Origin of the sequence: Lysobacter sp. cf310 (assembly GCF_900114355.1) — a bacterium.
Taxonomy (GTDB): domain Bacteria; phylum Pseudomonadota; class Gammaproteobacteria; order Xanthomonadales; family Xanthomonadaceae; genus Lysobacter.
On sequence record NZ_FOSS01000007.1, the window covers coordinates 52,892 to 70,557 of the forward strand.

Genomic DNA, 17,666 nt, shown 5'->3' on the forward strand with positions numbered 1-17,666 from the left:
ATGTCAGCAAGTCGGACATTCGGTCCTGATCTCCGCCGCGTGCGGGGCTGGGTCCTGCGGCCTGGTGCCAGCGGGCCCGCCCTTCCTCGCCGCGCAGCCTGCGCGCGGTAGCGGGTGGCACCCTGATACCACGAATAGTAAAGCAAGCCGCCAGCCGGCGCCGAAACGGCCGGCCCACCGGCGCCGGCGGCGGCACGAACGGCGGCGGCGCCCCGACCTGAACCGGAACCGCGGCCAAGGGTGGGATAATGCGATCCCGTTACCCGCTGCGACCGCGATGCCCTTCCTCGAACTGACCCTGCGTTGCCGCGAATCCGAACAGCCCCGCTACGAGACCGCGCTGGACGACGTCGGCGCGCTGGCCGTGACCATGCTCGACGCCGATGCCGACACCGACGACGAGCACGCCATCCTCGAACCCGGCGTCGGCGAAACCCCGCTGTGGGACGAGATCGTGCTCAGCGCGCTGTTCCCGCACGAGACCGACGCACTGGTGCTGCTGGCCGCGCTGGAATCCTTCGACGCCGGCCTGGACTGGACCCAGGCGCGCTTCCGCGCGGTCGAGGACCAGGACTGGGAACGCGCCTGGATGGACCAGTACGTGCCCCTGCATTTCGGCGCGCGGACCTGGATCGTGCCCTGGAACCACGACCTGCCCGAGGGCGCCGACGCCGTCGACGCGGCGGTGATCCGGCTCGACCCGGGCCTGGCCTTCGGCTCCGGCACCCATCCGACCACCGCGCTGTGCCTGCAATGGCTGGACGGCCTGGCCGCCGACGGCGCGCTGGGCGAAGCGCGCGTGCTCGATTTCGGCTGCGGCTCGGGCATCCTCGCCCTGGCCGCGCTCAAGCTCGGCGCCGCCCACGCGATCGGCGTCGACAACGACCCGCAGGCCCTGCTCGCCACCGCCGACAACGCGCAGCGCAACGGTGTGGCCGAACGCATGCAGGTCTACCTGCCGCAGGACGAACCGGTTGCGACCTATCCGATCGTGGTCGCCAACATCCTCGCCTCGGCGCTGATCGCGCTGGCCGACACCCTGGCCGCGCGCGTCGCGCCAGGCGGCCGCATCGCGCTGTCGGGCATCCTGGCCGGACAGGAGGACGAGGTACTGGCGCGCTATGCCGAGACCTTCGAGGATCTGCGCGCCGACCGCCTCGAAGACTGGATGCGCGTCACGGGCAAGCGTCGCCGCTGAGTCCGGGGGGCGGACAGCGGCGAAGCCGGCGTGCTTGAATACGCCGATGTTCGTCGCCTGCCCCCATTGCGGATTCCTGGTCGCGCTGATCCTGCCTCCCAGCGGCAGTGGCGCGCGCGAAACGCCGCAACGCTGCCCGCGTTGCGAACGACCCTTGCAAGCCGATGCCGCCGATGCCGCGAGCGCGGACACCGACGGCGCGCCCGCCGCCGCGGAGCCCGTCGCCGATGCGGCCTCGCCGCAGGCGCCGCTGGAACGCGCGCACGGCGAGCCCGCCGTGGACGCGGACGCGAACCCGGCGCCCGAGCCGCAGGCCCCCGACACGGTCGCGGCCGAAGCCGACACCGCAGAAGCCGATGGCGCGGTAGCGGATGTCGCCGTCAGCGCCGCCACGGTGCCCTCGCTGGAAGAGGCGGTGGCCGCGTCCGCCCTGCCCGACACCCGCACCCGCCCGGCCCGCGGCGCGCGCGCGCCGCGCGCCAAGCGCGATGCGCCCAGCTTCGTGCGCGGCACCGCCGCCGCGCCGCCGCCGCGCCGCGACTGGCGCGCCGTGGCCGCGCTCGCCGCGCTGGTGCTGGCGCTGGCCTTGCAGTTGGTCCTAGCGCAACGCCAGGAGCTCGCCGCCGACGCGCGCTGGCGCCCACTGGTGGGCGCGCTGTGCGGCGTCCTGCGCTGCAGCCTGCCGCCCTGGCACGAGCCCACCGCCTACAGCATGCTCAACCGCAACGTGCGCCCCAGCCCCGGCGCGCCCGGCGTGCTGCGCGTCAACGCCAGCTTCCGCAACGACGCGCGCTGGCCGCAGCGTTGGCCGACCTTGCTGCTGACCTTGTCCGATGTCGATGGCCGGGAAGTCGGACAGCGCGCTTTCGCTCCCTCCGACTACCGCCGCGACCACGACCCCGGCGACGAACTCGCCCCCGGGCAGAGCGCGACCGTGCAGTTGGACGTGGTCGAGCCGGCGCCCCGGATCGTCGCATTCACCTTCGACTTCCAATAAAAACTGCGACGGTCGCGTTGTCCGCCGCGACCGTCGCGCGCTAGACTCCCCCTCCCGCCCGTACGCCGCGCTCAGCGCCAGGCACCCGCCCGGCGGGACGACACTGCATCAGGGGAACCGCTTGAACGCCGCAACCGATCGCAACGAAGCCACCCGCAGCGGACCGCGCGTCCCGCTGCGCGACCACGTGGCCACCTCGATCCGGCGCTACCTGGGCGACCTCAACGGCAGCGGCACCGAGAACCTCTACGAGATCGCCCTGCGCGAACTCGAAATCCCGCTGTTCGCCGAAGTCCTGCAACACTGCGACGGCAACCAAAGCCGCGCCGCCTCCATGCTGGGCATCCACCGCGCCACCCTGCGCAAGAAGCTGCGCGAGTACGGGCTGGAGTAATCCGCCGCCGCTGCGCCAGCAGCCGAAAGCCCCGTTTTCCCAGGCTTTCCCGCCGTTCCGACCGTTCCAGGCCAACACGACAAGGTCCGCCGCACATCGAACCGCCGCGACGATGCGGTTCGCCTTCGGCTCACCGCATCCTACGACTACCGCCTTTCACGGAGCTGCGGTTGCGGCTGCGGCTGCGATTGCCGTTGCCGTTGCCGTTGCCGTTGCCACGGCATTGAAGTCCAAAAGCCCCGCACTCACACGACCACCCGTAGACCCGAAGGGCGGCGCGCAGGACGCGCGCCGTTTTTCGAATGGACAGGGACGTCCATTCGAAAAATCCCCGCGCAAGCACCGAACCCGCAGGGGAGGTTTGGTCCCGCTAGCCCTTCTCTTTGGTTACTTTTGACCGAAGGGAATCCAGACGGACTCTTGGGCTAGCAAGAGAAAGTAACCCGCATGCGCAGCAGGCGGAAGCCTTTGACCTTCGAGCCGAAGCGGACGAAGCAACAGCAAGAGCAAATCCTCCCCAACCCTCCTTTTCCAAAGGAGGGAGCCAGGAGCACAAGCAAGCTAAAAAGCGCGACATCAAGAAGGCGGTTGTTGCCGTCCATGGCGCCGCCTGCACAGACTTTGGATCGCCCGGCCCGGCCATTCATGGCTGGGCGCGTAGCCGGACTGCGCGCAATGCGCGAGACGCTTCTTGGGAGTGCTCCGCTGCCATCCATGGCGAGAAGACACGGACTTCGGATCGCCCGGCCCGGCCATCCATGGCCGGGCGCGTAGCCGGACTGCGCGCAATGCGCGAGACGCTTCTTGGGGGTGCCCCCTGCCATCCATGGCGAGAAGACGCGGACTTCGGATCGTCCGGCCCGGCCATCCATGGCCGGGCGCGTAGCCGACGCGCGAGCCAATGGCTCGCAAGCGCGTCGGCTACGCCCACCAATACCGGATCAAATGGAAGAACACCGGCGCCGCGAAACACACCGAATCCAAACGATCCAGCATGCCCCCGTGCCCCTCGATCATGTGTCCCCAATCCTTGATCCCGCGATCGCGCTTGATCGCCGACATCACCAGACCACCGTAGAACCCCATCAGATTGATCACCAACGCCAACGCCGCCGCCTGCAACGGCGTGAACGGCGTGATCCACCACAAAGCCGCCCCTAGCGCCGTCGCCGAGGCCACCCCGCCGATGAAACCCTCCACCGTCTTGGACGGCGACAGCTTGGGCGCGATCAAGCGGCGCCCGCACAACTTGCCCCACACGTACTGCAACACGTCCGAGGACTGCACCACGATCACCAGGAACGCGATCAACAACAGATTGCGCCCCTCGTAGCCCGGAATGTCCAGATTCAACAACGCCGGCACGTGCGAAATGCAGAACACGCAGATCATCAGCCCCCACTGCACCTTGGCCGCGCGCTCCAGATAATGCGTGGTGTCGCCCCCCACCGTGGACAGGATCGGCAACAGCAGGAAGGCGTAGACCGGAATCAGCAGCGTGTACAACCCGTACCAGTCGGTGTAGACCAGCCAATACTGCAAGGGCAGCGCCGCGTAGAACGCCACCGCCAGCGCGTAGTAATCGCTGCGCCGCGTCGGCGTCAGGGTGATGAACTCGCGCAGCGCGAACAGCGACACCAGCGCGAACAGCACGATCACCCCGACCCGGCCGATCAGGAACGACGCCCCCACCACCGCCGCCATCACCCACCAGGCGCGGATGCGCGCGGTCAGGTTGGCGATCACCGGGCTGGGCCGTCCGCGCGTGCGCCAGCGCAGGAATTCCGCGATCGCCGTGGCCAGCAACAGCACCCCCGCCACGCCCAGGAACAACAGCACCGAATGCGGCAGCACCTTCACCCGCTCGATCAGGATCGCGAGATTCGCGCTCATGCGCCGCCCTCCGATCCGCGCGCGCCCGCACCGTCGCCGGACAAGGCCAGCAGCGCCTCGCGCGCGCGCGCCAGGAACGCCGGCTTGTCCTCGTCGCTATGCAGCCGCAGCGGTTCGCCGAAGGTGGCCGTGCACAGCAGGGGCAGCGGCAGCAGCTTGCCCTTGGGCATCACCCGCGCCAGGTTGTCGATCCACACCGGTACGAACTCCAGCTCCGGACGCAGCCGGGCGAGATGGAACAGGCCGCTCTTGAAAGGCAGCAGGCCGTCGCCCTGGTTGCGCGTGCCTTCGGGAAACAGGATCAACGAAGCGCCGCCGTCGACCGCATCGCACAGGGTCTGCATGGCCTCGTGGCGGCGCTGGTCGGGATCGCCGCAGTCCTGCGGCTTGGGCTCGCGGTCCACCAGCACGCCATTGAAGACTTCGCGTATCAGGTAACGGCGCAGTGCGTCGCGCTGCCAATAGTCGGCGCCCGCGACCGGCCGGGTCTCGTCGCGCACCGCGCGCGGCAGGGCCGACCAGATCATCACGAAGTCGCCGTGGCTGACGTGGTTGCCGTAATAGACCCGGCGATCGCCCAGCGGCGGGCAACGCCACAGCGCACGCGCACCGGTCAGGGCGCGGATCGCGAAACTGAAACCGTCGGCGATCCAACCGCTAAGCATCGATACGCACTCCCCCATAGGTCGACGGCACGCGCTCGTACCGCCATAGACTCGCGACCGGCGCGTCGTCGAACGCTTCCGGTCCCGCCTCATGATCCAGCGGCAGCGGCGCCAGCCACCAGGCCGTCGCCAACAACAAGGCCTGCGCGATCAGGCACGCGGCCTGACGCCGCAGCAGGCCGCGCGCGCCGCGCCAGCGCGCGGACCAGTCGCGGCCGGCGCGTTGGGGCGGCTGCAGGCCCAGGGCTTGCAGACTCGCGTCCACCGCCGTCGCCGCGTGCGCCGGATCGCGTTCGCGCGCGGCGGCCAGCAGCAGGCCGGCGTCGAAATCCACGCGCGCGGCGTAATAGACCTGCAGCAGGCCGGCGATCGCGCTCAGGCCCAGCCCGTAGGCGGTCCAGCCTACGAGCGCGCCGAAACCGAAGCCGGCCAGCAGCAGCCACAGGCCAGTCAAAGCCAGCAAGCCCAGCGACAACGCATGCAAGCGCCGCCCCTGGCGCAGCAGCAGGCCCATGGTGTGCAGCTCGAAAGCGGTGGTCATGTCGCGGGCGCTCCCGACTGTACGGAGATCGGCATCGCACCGGCGCGGACCTGCTCCAGCGCACGCAGATGCGCTTCGCCCAGGACCACCGCCGGCCGTGCGGCGCGCACCTGCGCGACCGCAGTCTCGACGGTATCGGCGCGGCCGCTGATCAGCAACCAGGCCGCGACCGTCGCCGCGCTGCGCGAATACCCCAGTGCGCAGCACACCAGCACCGCACCGGCCGCGCGCGCGGCTTCGATGTCCTGCGCGGCCGCGCGCAACGCCTGCGGTTCGGGTGCCACCAGGTCCAGCATCGGCCGCACCGCCGCCAGCCGCAGCGTCGACGGCGCCGACAACTCGGCGCAGACATCGACCGCGGCCGCGTAGCGCGCAGCCTCGTCGCGACCGGGCATGCGGCCCAGCCAGACGCCGTCGGCGACTTCGACCGGCTGCGGCGCGCGCCGCGTCCACCACCGCGAATTGATCCATGCCGCCCACAGGTAGGGGGCATACAGCCAACGCGCGGCCGGACCGAGGCGGCCATCGGCGCGCTTCTGGAATCCGTCCGCGCCCAGCAGCGCATAGTTCAGCGCCACCAGCAGCAGCGACAGCGCCGGCCACAACAGCCACCACGCCGCGCCGCGCAGCATCCAGGCCAGCGCCGCGCACAAGGCCGCGCCGACCAGATACAGCGATGCCAGCCGCCAACGCTTAGGATCGCGCGCCCAAGCCGCCGCACGCCACGGCGAGCGCGCGCCTTCCGGCCACAGCCACACGCACAGCCAGCCCGCGAGCAGCCCGGTCGGCACGTCGACGAAATGGTGCTGATAGGTGGTCAGCACCGACACGCCGATCAGGCCGAACCACAGGTGCAGCAGCCAGCGCCAGGCGCCGCTCAGGTGTTGGGCGAAACGCACCCACAGCACGATCAGCAGCACGATATGCAGCGACGGCGCCTGGTTGAACGGCTTGTCGAAACCCAGCAGCACGTCGAACATCCAGCCGAAGACGCCGTCGGTCTCGGGCCGTACGAAGCTGAAGGTCAGCGGGAACGCCAGGAAGCAGGCGATCGCGATGAACTGCGCGCTCAGCAGGCGCAGGGCCTGGTTGTCGAGTTCGCGGCGGTCGCGGCACACGAACAGCGAGATGCCGTAGAACAGATCGATCGACCAGTACGGCAGTATGGTCCAGGCCCAGAACGGGATCGCCCGCTCCCAGCCGAAGACGATGCTGGGCACGCCGACGCGCGCGGCCGCGACCGAATTCGCATAGCCGTAGCTGAGAAAGAACAACGGCCCCAGCAAGGCCAGCCACAGCAGCGCGCGGCCCCAGGGCCGGCGCACGGCGGTCTCGCTCATTCCTCGACCCGCTGCGCCAGCGACACGGTGAAGATGCCCCAGCGGTCGATGCGCTGATCGAGCTTGCGGAAACCGGCCGCGCGCACCAGCTCGTCCATCTCGGCCTGCGAGCGCCGCCGCATCACCCAGGCCTCGCCGCCGCGGTGGCTGGTCAGGGCGCGCGCGATGAACTCCAACTGCGGGTGCCAGGGCTGACCGGTGTAGACCAGATAGCCGCCCGGCGCGACCGCGTCGCCCAGGCCGGCCAGCGAGCGCCGCACCAGGGCGTTGTCGGGGAACAGTTCGTACAGGCCGGACACGATCGCCAGGGTCGGGCGCGGCGCCAGCGCGGCCAGGGCGGCGCGGTCGAAGGCGTCGCCCTGCTCGAACTCGGCCACGCCGCCGGCGCCCAGCTCGGCGATCAGCGCGCGGCCCTGGCGCACGTTGAGATCGCTGTAGTCGCGCAGGCGGATCGAATCGGCGCCGCCGGCCAGGGCCTCCAGCGCGTAGCGGCCGTGACCGGCGGCGATATCGACCACGTCCACGCGCGCACCGGCCGCGCGCAGGCGGCGCATGGCCTCGCCCAGCAGTTCGTGCAGATGCGTGCGGCGTACGCGGATGCCGCGCCAGCCGATCGCGTCCAGATAGTTGCGATCGACCATGCGCCCCAGCGGACCGGCGCCGCGCGCCTGGTCGCGGTAGACGTAGTCCAGGCTGCTGCCGGAGTCGAAGCCGGTGTCCAGGCCGGTGCGGATGCCTTCGGACAGGTGGCCGCCGAAGCGCAGGCCGGCACGCACGAAGCGCCAACGCAGGTCCTGCAGCGAATTGCGTTCCGGCGGCCAGGCCAGGCGCTCGGCCTCCTCGAAACTGTCGCCGTGGCGATGCGCGTCCAGCAGCGAGGCATGCTGCAGCGGCTCGTCGAAGCGCGCGCGCAGGAAGTCGCGGATCTTGGCCAGCGCCGGCGCGCGCTCCTTCTCGCCCAAGGTGTCGTGATAGAAACCGGGCAGGAAGTGGCGCTGCTTGATGCTCGAGCCCAGGCGCTCGTAGAAGCGGTCCTGCGGCGCGCGGTGGACCACGAAATCCGAGCCCGAGACCAGCAGCTGCACCGGCACCCGGATCGCCTGGGCGTCGGCGACGATGCGGTCGGCGGCCTCGTACAGGCCCAGCAGCACGCGCACCGAGATCGGCCGCGCGATCAGCGGATCGCTGCGGTAGCTGGCGACGCGCTCGCGGTCGTGGGTCAGCCATTGCGGCTGCACGTAACTGTTGACGAAGAAATTGCCGCGCAGCTTCTGCATCAGGCCCAGGCCCGCGCGTGCGAACGGCACGTACAGCTTGACCTTGAACGCAGGCGAGGCCAGCACCAGCGCGCGCAGGCGCGGCGCGTAGTCGTGGGCCCAGGTCGCAGCGACCACCGCGCCCACGCTCTGCGCGATCAACGCGGTGTCCTCCACCGCGATCCCGTGGACGTCGCCGATGTGGGCGACGAAGCGGTCCAGATCGCGCACCAGCGCCTCGAAGCCCGGCGCGTCGCCGCGCTCGCCCGGCGAGCGGCCGTTGCCGCGCGCGTCCCAGGCGAAGAAATCGCAATCGTCCAGACCCAGCTCGTCGACCAGGTGCGCGACCCGGCCGGAATGTTCGTGGCCGCGATGCAGCAGCACCACCGCGCGCCGCGGGCCCTCGCCGCGCGCCGGCCAATGACGGTAGTACAGCTCGGTGCCGTCGAAGCTGGCGTAGTGGCGTTCCTGGTGTTCCCTCATTCGCGACTCCCTTGCGTTGCGGCGTCGGCGGATGCCGCGCCGTGGCGCACGCCGGCGGTCACCCGCCGCAGCACCGTCCACACACACAACAATGCGGCCAGGATCGCGACCAGTTCGGTCGCGCGCGCGCCGGCCCAGCCCAGGGCCAGCGCCAGTCCCAGCGCGCCGACCACGAAGGCGCGGTCGCTCTTGCCCATGGGGCCGTCATAGCGGCGCGGCGCGCCGACCATCGGAGCGAGGATCCCGGCGAACTCAGTCAGCGCCGCCAGCCCCGCGAATGCCAGCAGGGTCCACGGCGCGACCCCAGGCACCGCCAACAAGGCCAGGTACAGCGCGCTGTCGGAGACCACGTCGCAGAGTTCGTTGAGGTAGGCGCCCAGGCGCGACTGCTGGCCGTGCTCGCGCGCCAGCATGCCGTCGATCGCGTTCAGGGCCATGCGCAGGAACATCCACAGCGGCAGGGCCGCGAACGCCCAGGGCTGCTCGGCGCCGTTCCAGGCCACCCAGGCCGCGACCGCCAGCGAGCCCAGCCCGGCCAGCACGGTGACCTGATTGGCGGTCACGCCGGCCGCAAACAGCGCGCGTACCAGCGGCCGCAACAAGGCCTGGAAGCGCCCCTTCAACGCATAGATCGATGCCATTCCCTGAGCCGGTCCCCATGCCCTCGCGGGCGATCGGGCATCAGCTTAGCCGCTGGCGCACGCGATGACGGCGCTGCCGCGGCTCGATCGCAGGGGTAGCGCATTGCTGACCCCCGGGGCCAGCGCGGCGCCACCTTCGGCTGCGCCGGACGCCCCGCGGGCGGGCGCACCGGCTGGATTCGGCGCGCGCAGGGCCGGGATGACGCGGCCGCACCGCTATAATTCCCGCGCCCTTCCGCTGCCCGACTCCCCGCATGACCTCCGATCGCCTGCCCGTCCGCCGGGCGCTGCTCTCTGTTTCCGACAAGAGCGGCCTGCTCGACCTCGCCCGTGCCCTGTCCGCCCATGGCGTCGAACTGCTGTCCACCGGCGGCACCGCCAAGGCGATCCGCGACGCCGGCCTGGCCGTGCGCGACGTCTCCGACGTCACCGGTTTCCCGGAAATGATGGACGGCCGGGTCAAGACCCTGCACCCGCTGGTGCACGGCGGCCTGCTCGGCCGCGCCGGCATCGACGATGCGGTCATGGCCGAACACGGCATCGGCGCGATCGACCTGCTGGTGTTGAACCTGTACCCGTTCGAGCAGGTCTCGGCCAAGGCCGACAGCTCGTTCGAGGACATCGTCGAGAACATCGACATCGGCGGCCCGGCGATGCTGCGCTCGGCGGCCAAGAACTTCGCCCGCGTCGCGGTCGCGACCGATCCGGCCCAGTACGCCGGCCTGATCGAGGAACTGCAGGCCAACGCCGGCACGCTCTCGGCGCAGACCCGCTTCGCGCTGTCGGTGGCCGCGTTCAACCGCGTCGCCCAGTACGACGCCTGCATCGCCAACTACCTGTCCTCGCTGGACGCCGACGGCGTGCGCAGCCAGCAGTTCCCGGCCCAGCAGCACAGCAACTTCGTCAAGGTCATGGACCTGCGCTACGGCGAAAATCCGCACCAGCAGGGCGCGTTCTACCGCGACCTGTACCCGGTGCCGGGCACGCTGGCCACCTTCAGCCAGCTGCAGGGCAAGGAGCTGAGCTACAACAACCTCGCCGACGCCGACGCGGCCTGGGAATGCGTGCGCCAGTTCGAGCGCCCGGCCTGCGTCATCGTCAAGCACGCCAATCCCTGCGGCGTGGCCGAGGGCGTGGCCTGCGGCGACGCCTACGAGCTGGCCTACGCCACCGACCCGACCTCGGCCTTCGGCGGCATCATCGCCTTCAACACCCGCCTGGACGCGGCCACCACCAAGGCCATCCTCGACCGCCAGTTCGTCGAAGTGCTGATCGCGCCGGACTACGACGAGGCCGCGCTGGCCTACTGCGCCAAGAAGGCCAACGTGCGCGTGCTGCGCATCCCACACGGCGACGGCAGGAACAACTTCGACGTCAAGCGCGTCGGTTCGGGCCTGCTGATGCAGACCAGCGACATCCGCGAGGTCGGCCGCGACGAGCTCAAGGTGGTCTCGCAGCGCGCGCCCAGCGACAGCGAACTGTCCGACCTGCTGTTCGCCTGGCGCGTGGCCAAGTTCGTCAAGTCCAACGCCATCGTCTATGCGCGCGACCATCGCAGCATCGGCATCGGCGCCGGCCAGATGAGCCGCGTGGTCTCGGCCAAGATCGCCGCGCTCAAGGCCGAGGAAGCCGGCCTGGCGGTGCCGGGCTCGGTGATGGCCTCCGACGCCTTCTTCCCGTTCCGCGACGGCATCGACGCCGCCGCCGCCGCCGGCGTGCGTGCGGTGATCCAGCCCGGCGGCTCGATGCGCGACGGCGAAGTGATCGCCGCCGCCGACGAGCACGGCCTGGCGATGGTGTTCACCGGCGTGCGCCACTTCCGCCACTGAACATGGAAACCGGCGCGCTGGTCATCCGCGACGAGCGCGCCGACGACCGCGACGCGATCCGCGATGTGGTCGCGGCCGCATTTCTCGGGCATCCGCACAGCCAGCAGACCGAGCACCGCATCGTCGACGCCCTGCGCGCCGCCGATGCGCTGAGCCTGTCGCTGGTGGCGGTGCGCGACGGCAAGGTGCTCGGCCACATCGCATTCTCGCGGGTCGGCATCGGCGACGGCAGCCCGGACTGGTACGGCCTGGGCCCGGTCGCGGTGGCGCCGGCGCAACAGGGGCGCGGCATCGGCCGCGCCCTGATCGAAACCGGGCTGACCCGGCTGCGCGCGCGCCGCGCCGCGGGCTGCGTGGTCGCGGGCGATCCGGCCTACTACGGCCGCTACGGTTTCGCCGCCGATCCGGGCCTGCGCTATCCGGGGCTGCCGCCGGAATACTTCATGGCCCAGCACTGGAGCGACGCGCCGGCACGCGGCGAGGTGGCCTACCACCCCGCATTCGAGCTGGCCTGAACGCGGTCGCAGCGCTAGCACTCATCGCCCGCTCCGGCCGGCTCGCGTAAAATTCGCGGTTCGCATCGCCCCACTTCAGGAGTTCGCATGAAAGTCCTCGTTATCGGTTCCGGCGGACGCGAACACGCGCTGGCGTGGAAGCTGGCGCAATCCTCGCGGGTGAGCGAGGTGCTGGTGGCCCCGGGCAACGCCGGCACCGCCACCGAGAATGGCTGCCGCAACGTCGCGGTGTCCGCCACCGACATCGACGGCCTGCTGGCCCTGGTCGCGGCCGAGGGCGTGGCGGTGACTGTGGTCGGCCCCGAGACGCCGCTGGTCGCGGGCGTGGTCGATCGCTTCCGCGCCGCCGGCCTGCGCATCTTCGGACCGACCGCGGCGGCGGCCCAGCTCGAAGGCAGCAAGGCCTACGCCAAGGACTTCCTGCACCGCCACAAGATCCCGACCGCGCACTACGCCGTGCACACTCATGTCGAGGAAGCGTTGGAGTACGTCCGCGAGAAGGGCGCGCCCATCGTGATCAAGGCCGACGGCCTGGCCGCCGGCAAGGGCGTGATCGTGGCGATGAGCCTGGCCGAGGCCGAGGCCGCGATCACTGACATGCTGGCCGACTACGCCTTCGGCGCCGCCGGCGCGCGCGTGGTGATCGAGGAATTCCTCGACGGCGAGGAAGCCAGCTTCATCTCCATGGTCGACGGCCGCACCGCCCTGCCGATGGCCACCTCGCAGGACCACAAGCGCGTGCACGACGGCGACACCGGCCCCAACACCGGCGGCATGGGCGCCTACTCGCCGGCGCCCGTGGTCACCCCCGAGGTACATGCGCGGGTGATGCGCGAAGTGGTCGAGCCGACCGTGCGCGGCATGATCGCCGACGGCATCCCCTTCACCGGCTTCCTCTACGCCGGCCTGATGATCGACAAGACCGGCGCGCCCAAGGTCATCGAGTTCAACGTGCGCTTCGGCGACCCGGAAACCCAGCCGGTGATGTTGCGCCTGCAGTCGGATCTGCTGGACCTGGTCGAAGCCGCGATCGACGGCCGCCTGCGCGAGACCGAAGCCCAGTGGGATCCGCGCCCCTCGCTGGGCGTGGTGATGGCCGCCGAGCATTATCCGGAGACGCCGCGCATCGGCGATCCGATCAGCGCCTGGGACGTGCCCATGCCCGAGGACAGCAAGGTCTTCCACGCCGGCACCAAGCTGGTCGACGGCCAGGTCGTGACCGCGGGCGGCCGCGTGCTGTGCGTGTGCGCCCTGGGCGCCAGCGTGGCCGAGGCCCAGCACCGCGCCTACGAAGCGGTGGCCGGCATCTCCTGGCACGGCGAGTTCCACCGCCACGACATCGGCTGGCGCGCGATCGAGCGCGAGCGCGCCACGCAGTCCTGAGCCGACATCGCCGCACCCAGAAAAACGGCCGGGAGCCTGGCGCTCCCGGCCGTTTTCTTTAGGCTCTCTGTGGGAGCGGCGTAAGCCGCGATCGCGCCAACACGAGCACCGGCGCGACCACCGCAACTAGTGCGCCGCCCCAGCCGCCTCCTCAGGCGCAGGCTGCAAGGACGCCGCCACCTCCTCCAACTCCGCGATCTCCTTTTCCAGGGCCTCGTACAACTCGCCCTGACGCACCATCAGATCCTCGATATGCGCGGCCAGCTTCAGCTTCGACAGCTCGCCGTCGAACAGCAGCCACTGCGCGGTCAACTGCTCCACATAGTTCTTGGAGTAATGGCGCATTTCCTTGAGCTGGTTCAACGCCGAATTCACGTGATCCAGCGGCGTCTTGGTATCGGCGGACATGGCGACCTCCTCTGCACAAGCTGGGCCCCAGGTTAGCCAGACCAAGCTGGCTGGACGCGAAACGGATCGCGCCTTGCACACGCGGTCTTCACAGCTTCCCCCGGCCCCGCCAGCGACGGCGCAGGCCGGGACTGCGCTTAGTTGTCGTTGAGTCCGAACGGCGCGCGCGTATGCAACCGTCGCTTCCACTGGCTTTCGACGGCGACTACTTCCGCGGCGTCCATGTCCGGCGACACCCGCTCCAGGATGCTGAAGACGAAGTGGTTGGGCTCGCATTGTCTAAGCAGGCGATTGCCGCCGTGACCGCTGGCGGCGTAGTTCTGCCAGCGACCCAGCAGGTTCTCGTCGCCGCTGGCCGACCCCACGTATCCGAGCTTCCGAACGGTATCGAAGATGTAGTACACGCCGCGCCATTGCGACAAGGCGCGTCGCCAGCTCTCGGGCAGCAGGTTGATCTCGCTCCAATCCAGGACCAGATCGTTCCATGCCGGCATCGCCCTGACCAACCGGCTCTCCTCGTGTATGGTCCGAACGAGAAACCGGTTGCGCTCGGCCCAGCGCCACCACGCGCGCTCGATGCCCGGCCACTCCACCACGAGCCGCCCTTTGAACTCGGCCAGCAGCGGCAGCACGCGCAGGTCGAACCACATGGGCGAACGCTCCCAGGTCGGGCCGCGGCAACCCAGCGAAGCCAGGGTTTCCATCTCCGGTATCCGCTCGTACTGCGCGCGGTCGATGCGCGTCCAGCCCGCGACTTCGTACACGCCCACGAACATGGCTTTGCCCGCCTCATGCCCGATGAACGAGGCCAGATGGCTGGCCTTCGACAGCGCATTCTCGGTTCGGGCGCTGTGCTGGCACTGGTAGGCGTTGTAGACAGGGTGCCGTTCGGCCGCCATGGTCGGCAGCGCTTCGCGCAGGGCCCTTTCCGTGGGGCGATGACGCATCACCAGCACCCGGCTCGGGTCGAGATCGGCCTTGGCCAACAAGTCGTTCAATTCGATCATCGTGCCGGCGCCCCTAGCCTCGCTTGGTGATGCGTCCGTCGCCGTCGCCGGCAACCCGCTGTCGGGCGCTAGGTTAACGGCTGGCGCCGCACCGGCGTGGGCACGACCCGCAGGCCTCCAAGCGAAGCCGTCCTGATCCGGGGTTAGCCTGGCTGCATCGCCGGGCTAGTTTTCCGCTACCCCGCGCGAGCCGCTACACCCCGTCAGGGCGGTTTGCTAGGCTCCACCGGCGAATCCTTCGCGCGAGCCGCACATCGACGTGCGGACCTGACCGGACCCGCAGGCCGCATGGCGCACAACCAGCTCGAGCTGCTCAAGCAGCGACGTTTCCTGCCGTTCTTCCTGACCCAGGCATTCGGTGCGTTCAACGACAACGTCTATCGCCAGGCCATCATCGGCCTGCTGTTCTATCTGGGGGTCAGCGACGAGCAGCGCACCCTCTACACCAACCTGGCGCCGGCGCTGTTCATCCTGCCCTACTTCCTGTTCTCGGCCACCGCCGGCCAGATCGCCGAGAAGCTGGAGAAGCACAAGCTGATCCGGATCACGACCGCGATGGAAATCGCGATCATGTCGCTGGCCGCGGTCGGCTTCCTGACCCAGAGCCTGCCGGTGCTGCTGGTCGCGCTGTTCGGCACCGGCCTGCAATCGACCCTGTTCGGGCCGGTCAAGTATTCGATCCTGCCCTCGGTGCTCAAGCCCGAGGAGCTCACCGGCGGCAACGGCCTGGTCGAGATGGGCACCTCGATCTCGATCCTGGCCGGCATGATCTTCGGCGGCCTGATCTTCACTCTCGCCGGCACCCACGGGCCGGTGGTCGCGGCCACCGCGATCGTGCTGCTGGCGATCACCGGCAACCTCGTCAGCCGCATGATCCCGCGCGCCGACGCCGGCGAACCGGACCTGGCGATCAATTGGAACCCCGTCCCCGAGTCGGTGAAGATCATGCGCATGACCCGGCGCCAGCCGGCGGTGCGCAACGCGGTGCTGGGCGTGTCGTGGTTCTGGTTCGTGGGCACCGTGCTGACCTCGCAGCTGCCGGGCTATGCGGAGGACAACCTCGGCGGCGGGCCCACGCTGTACATCTTCGCGCTGGCGCTGTTCTCGATCGGCACCGGCGTGGGCTCGATGCTGTGCGAACGGCTGTCGGCGCGCACGGTCGAGATCGGCCTGGTGCCGCTGGGCGCGTTCGGCATGACCGCCTTCATGGTCGATCTGTATTTCGCCCGCACCGGCGCGGCCACCGTCGCCGGCCTGGACGTGGCCGGCTTCGTCGGCCAGCCCGGCGCCTGGCGGGTGATGGTGGACCTGGTCGGCATCGGCGTGTTCGCCGGCTTCTTCGTGGTGCCGCTGTTCGCGCTGATCCAGAGCCGCTCGCCCAAGAACGAGCTGTCGCGCGTGATCGCCGGCATGAACATCCAGAACGCCGCCTTCATCGTGTCGGCGGCGGTGCTGGGCGTGGTCGTACAGCGCTACTTGCACTGGACCATTCCGCAGGTGTTCCTGGGCCTGGCCGTGGCCAACGCCCTGGTCGCGATCTGGATCTTCACCCTGGTGCCCGAGTTCCTGATGCGCTTCATGAGCTGGGTGCTCGTGCGCGCGCTCTACCGGCTGCGCGTGCAGGGCGTCGAGCGGATCCCCGACGAGGGCGCGGCGCTGGTGGTGTGCAACCACGTCAGCTACATGGACGCCCTGATCCTGAGCGCCAGCATTCCGCGCCCGGTGCGTTTCGTCATGTACTACAAGATCTTCAACATTCCGGTGATGAGCTGGATCTTCCGCACCGCCAAGGCGATTCCGATCGCCGGCGCGCGCGAGAACCCGGAGATCATGCGGCGCGCGTTCGAGGAGATCGAGGCCGCGCTCGCCGACGGCCAGATCGTCGGCATCTTCCCCGAGGGCGCCCTGACCAAGGACGGCGAGATCGCCAAGTTCAAGTCCGGCGTCGAGCACATCCTGGAAAAGCAGCCGGTGCCGGTGATCCCGATGGCGCTGCGCGGCATGTGGACCAGCATGTGGAGCCATCGCGACTCGCGCATGGCGCGCATGCGCGTGCCGCGGCGTTTCCGCGCCCAGGTCGAGGTGGTCGCCGCCGCGCCGGTGGACGGCGCCGCGGCCAGCGCCGAAAGCCTGGAAGCGCAGGTGCGCGCGTTGCGCGGCGACGCCGCGTGAGGCCGCCGGCCTGGATGGCGGAACGGCCGCGAAAGCCCATTCAGGACTGACAGCCGTCGCAGCCCGCTGCTAGGATGGGCAAGGGGGCGCCGGCGCGTGCCGGCGATCACAAACACAACAAGGATAGGGGACACCCATGTACGAGCCGCCTCAGGCCGCGCCTGCGCAGCCGATTCAAAACTACCTGGCCTGGTCGATCAGCATGACCGTGCTCGGCTTCTGCCTGTGCTGCTTCATCGGCTGCGCGCCGGGCATCGTCGGCATCGTTTACGGCTCGCAGGTCAACAGCAAGTCCAACGCGGGCGATCTGGAAGGCGCGCGCAAGGCCTCCGAGAACGCCAAGATCTGGTGCTGGGTCGCGACCGCGCTGGTCGTCGTCGGCCTGCTGCTCAACATCGCCAGCTTCATGATGGGCGGCACCGCTCAGTACATGGAAATGATGCAGCAGATGCAGAACGCGCGTTGATATGACCGCGTTGCGCCAGCCCCGACTGTGGCACGCGACGGCTGCGGCCGCCGCGCTCGCGGCGGCCGGGGCCGGCGTCTGGCTGTTGCGGCGCTTCGATCCGAACGCGCCCGACAGCCCGCTACCGGGCTGTCTGTTCTTCCATTTCACCGGGCTGTACTGCCCGGGCTGCGGCAGCACCCGCGCCATGCACGGCCTGGTCCACGGCGACCTGGGCCAGGCGCTGGCGATGAATCCGCTGCTGTTCGTGGTGATCCCGGCGATGCCGTTGCTGATCGCGCACGGCATGGGCTATCGCCTGCCCCTGCCCAAGCGCGCGATCGATCTGATGCTCAGCGGAAAATTCTGGCTCACGCTGATCTTCGGCTACTGGATCGCGCGCAATCTGCCCTGGTGGCCCTTCAGCTGGCTCGCTCCGGGCTGAGCCGCATCATCCGTCTCGGCGCCGCGAACGCGGCGCACCGCCTCATCTACAGAA

At 69.8% G+C, this 17,666-nt stretch carries 17 protein-coding genes; 9 read left to right on the plus strand and 8 right to left on the minus strand.

What is annotated here, in order from left to right:
• The first annotated feature begins 277 nt into the window (after window positions 1-277).
• From prmA to fis, 3 genes are all read left to right on the plus strand, one after another.
• A complete protein-coding gene (gene prmA / locus BMZ45_RS20005) occupies window positions 278-1,198 on the plus strand; it encodes a 50S ribosomal protein L11 methyltransferase (protein ID WP_091638289.1) in 921 nt (306 codons plus the stop codon).
• A 46-nt stretch (window positions 1,199-1,244) separates the two neighbouring features.
• On the plus strand, window positions 1,245-2,195 hold the full coding sequence (locus tag BMZ45_RS20010; protein WP_091638290.1) for a DUF3426 domain-containing protein: 951 nt from the start codon (window positions 1,245-1,247) through the stop codon (window positions 2,193-2,195).
• 121 nt (window positions 2,196-2,316) lie between these two features.
• Entirely contained in the window at window positions 2,317-2,589 is a 273-nt protein-coding gene (gene fis, locus BMZ45_RS20015) for a DNA-binding transcriptional regulator Fis (protein WP_055904222.1), read from the plus strand.
• A 921-nt stretch (window positions 2,590-3,510) separates the two neighbouring features.
• Here the strand turns inward: fis and BMZ45_RS20020 are convergent.
• The 6 genes from BMZ45_RS20020 to BMZ45_RS20045 are packed head-to-tail and all read right to left on the minus strand — an operon-like array spanning window position 3,511 to window position 9,408.
• A complete protein-coding gene (locus BMZ45_RS20020; protein ID WP_175489175.1) occupies window positions 3,511-4,482 on the minus strand; it encodes a phosphatidate cytidylyltransferase in 972 nt (323 codons plus the stop codon).
• On the minus strand, window positions 4,479-5,147 hold the full coding sequence (locus BMZ45_RS20025) for a lysophospholipid acyltransferase family protein (RefSeq protein ID WP_091638291.1): 669 nt from the start codon (window positions 5,145-5,147) through the stop codon (window positions 4,479-4,481). Before BMZ45_RS20025 ends, BMZ45_RS20020 begins: the two co-directional genes overlap by 4 nt.
• A complete protein-coding gene (locus BMZ45_RS20030) occupies window positions 5,140-5,688 on the minus strand; it encodes a hypothetical protein (protein WP_091638292.1) in 549 nt (182 codons plus the stop codon). The genes BMZ45_RS20025 and BMZ45_RS20030 overlap by 8 nt, the downstream gene beginning before the upstream one ends.
• The gene (locus BMZ45_RS20035; protein WP_091638293.1) at window positions 5,685-7,028 is read right to left on the minus strand and encodes a phosphatase PAP2/dual specificity phosphatase family protein; all 1,344 of its coding nucleotides are present in this window, start codon (window positions 7,026-7,028) and stop codon (window positions 5,685-5,687) included. Before BMZ45_RS20035 ends, BMZ45_RS20030 begins: the two co-directional genes overlap by 4 nt.
• Window positions 7,025-8,767, minus strand: a complete 1,743-nt coding sequence (locus BMZ45_RS20040; protein ID WP_091638294.1) for a bifunctional alpha/beta hydrolase/class I SAM-dependent methyltransferase — start codon at window positions 8,765-8,767, stop codon at window positions 7,025-7,027. Before BMZ45_RS20040 ends, BMZ45_RS20035 begins: the two co-directional genes overlap by 4 nt.
• A complete protein-coding gene (locus BMZ45_RS20045; protein WP_091638295.1) occupies window positions 8,764-9,408 on the minus strand; it encodes a CDP-alcohol phosphatidyltransferase family protein in 645 nt (214 codons plus the stop codon). Before BMZ45_RS20045 ends, BMZ45_RS20040 begins: the two co-directional genes overlap by 4 nt.
• A gap of 254 nt (window positions 9,409-9,662) precedes the next feature.
• Here BMZ45_RS20045 and purH point away from each other — a divergent pair, with 254 nt between their 5' ends.
• From purH to purD, 3 genes are all read left to right on the plus strand, one after another.
• Window positions 9,663-11,237, plus strand: coding sequence for a bifunctional phosphoribosylaminoimidazolecarboxamide formyltransferase/IMP cyclohydrolase (gene purH / locus BMZ45_RS20050; protein ID WP_091638296.1), 1,575 nt, complete (start codon window positions 9,663-9,665; stop codon window positions 11,235-11,237).
• Between the two features lie 2 nt (window positions 11,238-11,239).
• Window positions 11,240-11,752: a GNAT family N-acetyltransferase gene (locus BMZ45_RS20055; RefSeq protein ID WP_091638297.1), complete on the plus strand. Its 513-nt coding sequence runs from the start codon at window positions 11,240-11,242 to the stop codon at window positions 11,750-11,752.
• Between the two features lie 87 nt (window positions 11,753-11,839).
• The gene (purD, locus tag BMZ45_RS20060) at window positions 11,840-13,135 is read left to right on the plus strand and encodes a phosphoribosylamine--glycine ligase (RefSeq protein WP_091638298.1); all 1,296 of its coding nucleotides are present in this window, start codon (window positions 11,840-11,842) and stop codon (window positions 13,133-13,135) included.
• A gap of 126 nt (window positions 13,136-13,261) precedes the next feature.
• On the opposite strand, the gene BMZ45_RS20065 is transcribed toward purD, so the two are convergent.
• Both BMZ45_RS20065 and BMZ45_RS20070 read right to left on the minus strand, forming a co-directional pair.
• Window positions 13,262-13,543 (minus strand): hypothetical protein, encoded by a 282-nt coding sequence (locus BMZ45_RS20065; RefSeq protein WP_091638299.1) that lies wholly within the window; start codon window positions 13,541-13,543, stop codon window positions 13,262-13,264.
• Between the two features lie 137 nt (window positions 13,544-13,680).
• A complete protein-coding gene (locus BMZ45_RS20070) occupies window positions 13,681-14,550 on the minus strand; it encodes a GIY-YIG nuclease family protein (RefSeq protein WP_175489176.1) in 870 nt (289 codons plus the stop codon).
• 288 nt (window positions 14,551-14,838) lie between these two features.
• Here BMZ45_RS20070 and BMZ45_RS20075 point away from each other — a divergent pair, with 288 nt between their 5' ends.
• The 3 genes from BMZ45_RS20075 to BMZ45_RS20085 all read left to right on the plus strand — a co-directional run bounded on the left by BMZ45_RS20075 (window position 14,839) and on the right by BMZ45_RS20085 (window position 17,612).
• A complete protein-coding gene (locus BMZ45_RS20075) occupies window positions 14,839-16,722 on the plus strand; it encodes an MFS transporter (protein WP_091638300.1) in 1,884 nt (627 codons plus the stop codon).
• A 136-nt stretch (window positions 16,723-16,858) separates the two neighbouring features.
• A complete protein-coding gene (locus BMZ45_RS20080; RefSeq protein ID WP_091638301.1) occupies window positions 16,859-17,188 on the plus strand; it encodes a CD225/dispanin family protein in 330 nt (109 codons plus the stop codon).
• A 1-nt stretch (window position 17,189) separates the two neighbouring features.
• Window positions 17,190-17,612, plus strand: coding sequence for a DUF2752 domain-containing protein (locus tag BMZ45_RS20085; protein WP_091638302.1), 423 nt, complete (start codon window positions 17,190-17,192; stop codon window positions 17,610-17,612).
• Window positions 17,613-17,666: the final 54 nt, after the last annotated feature.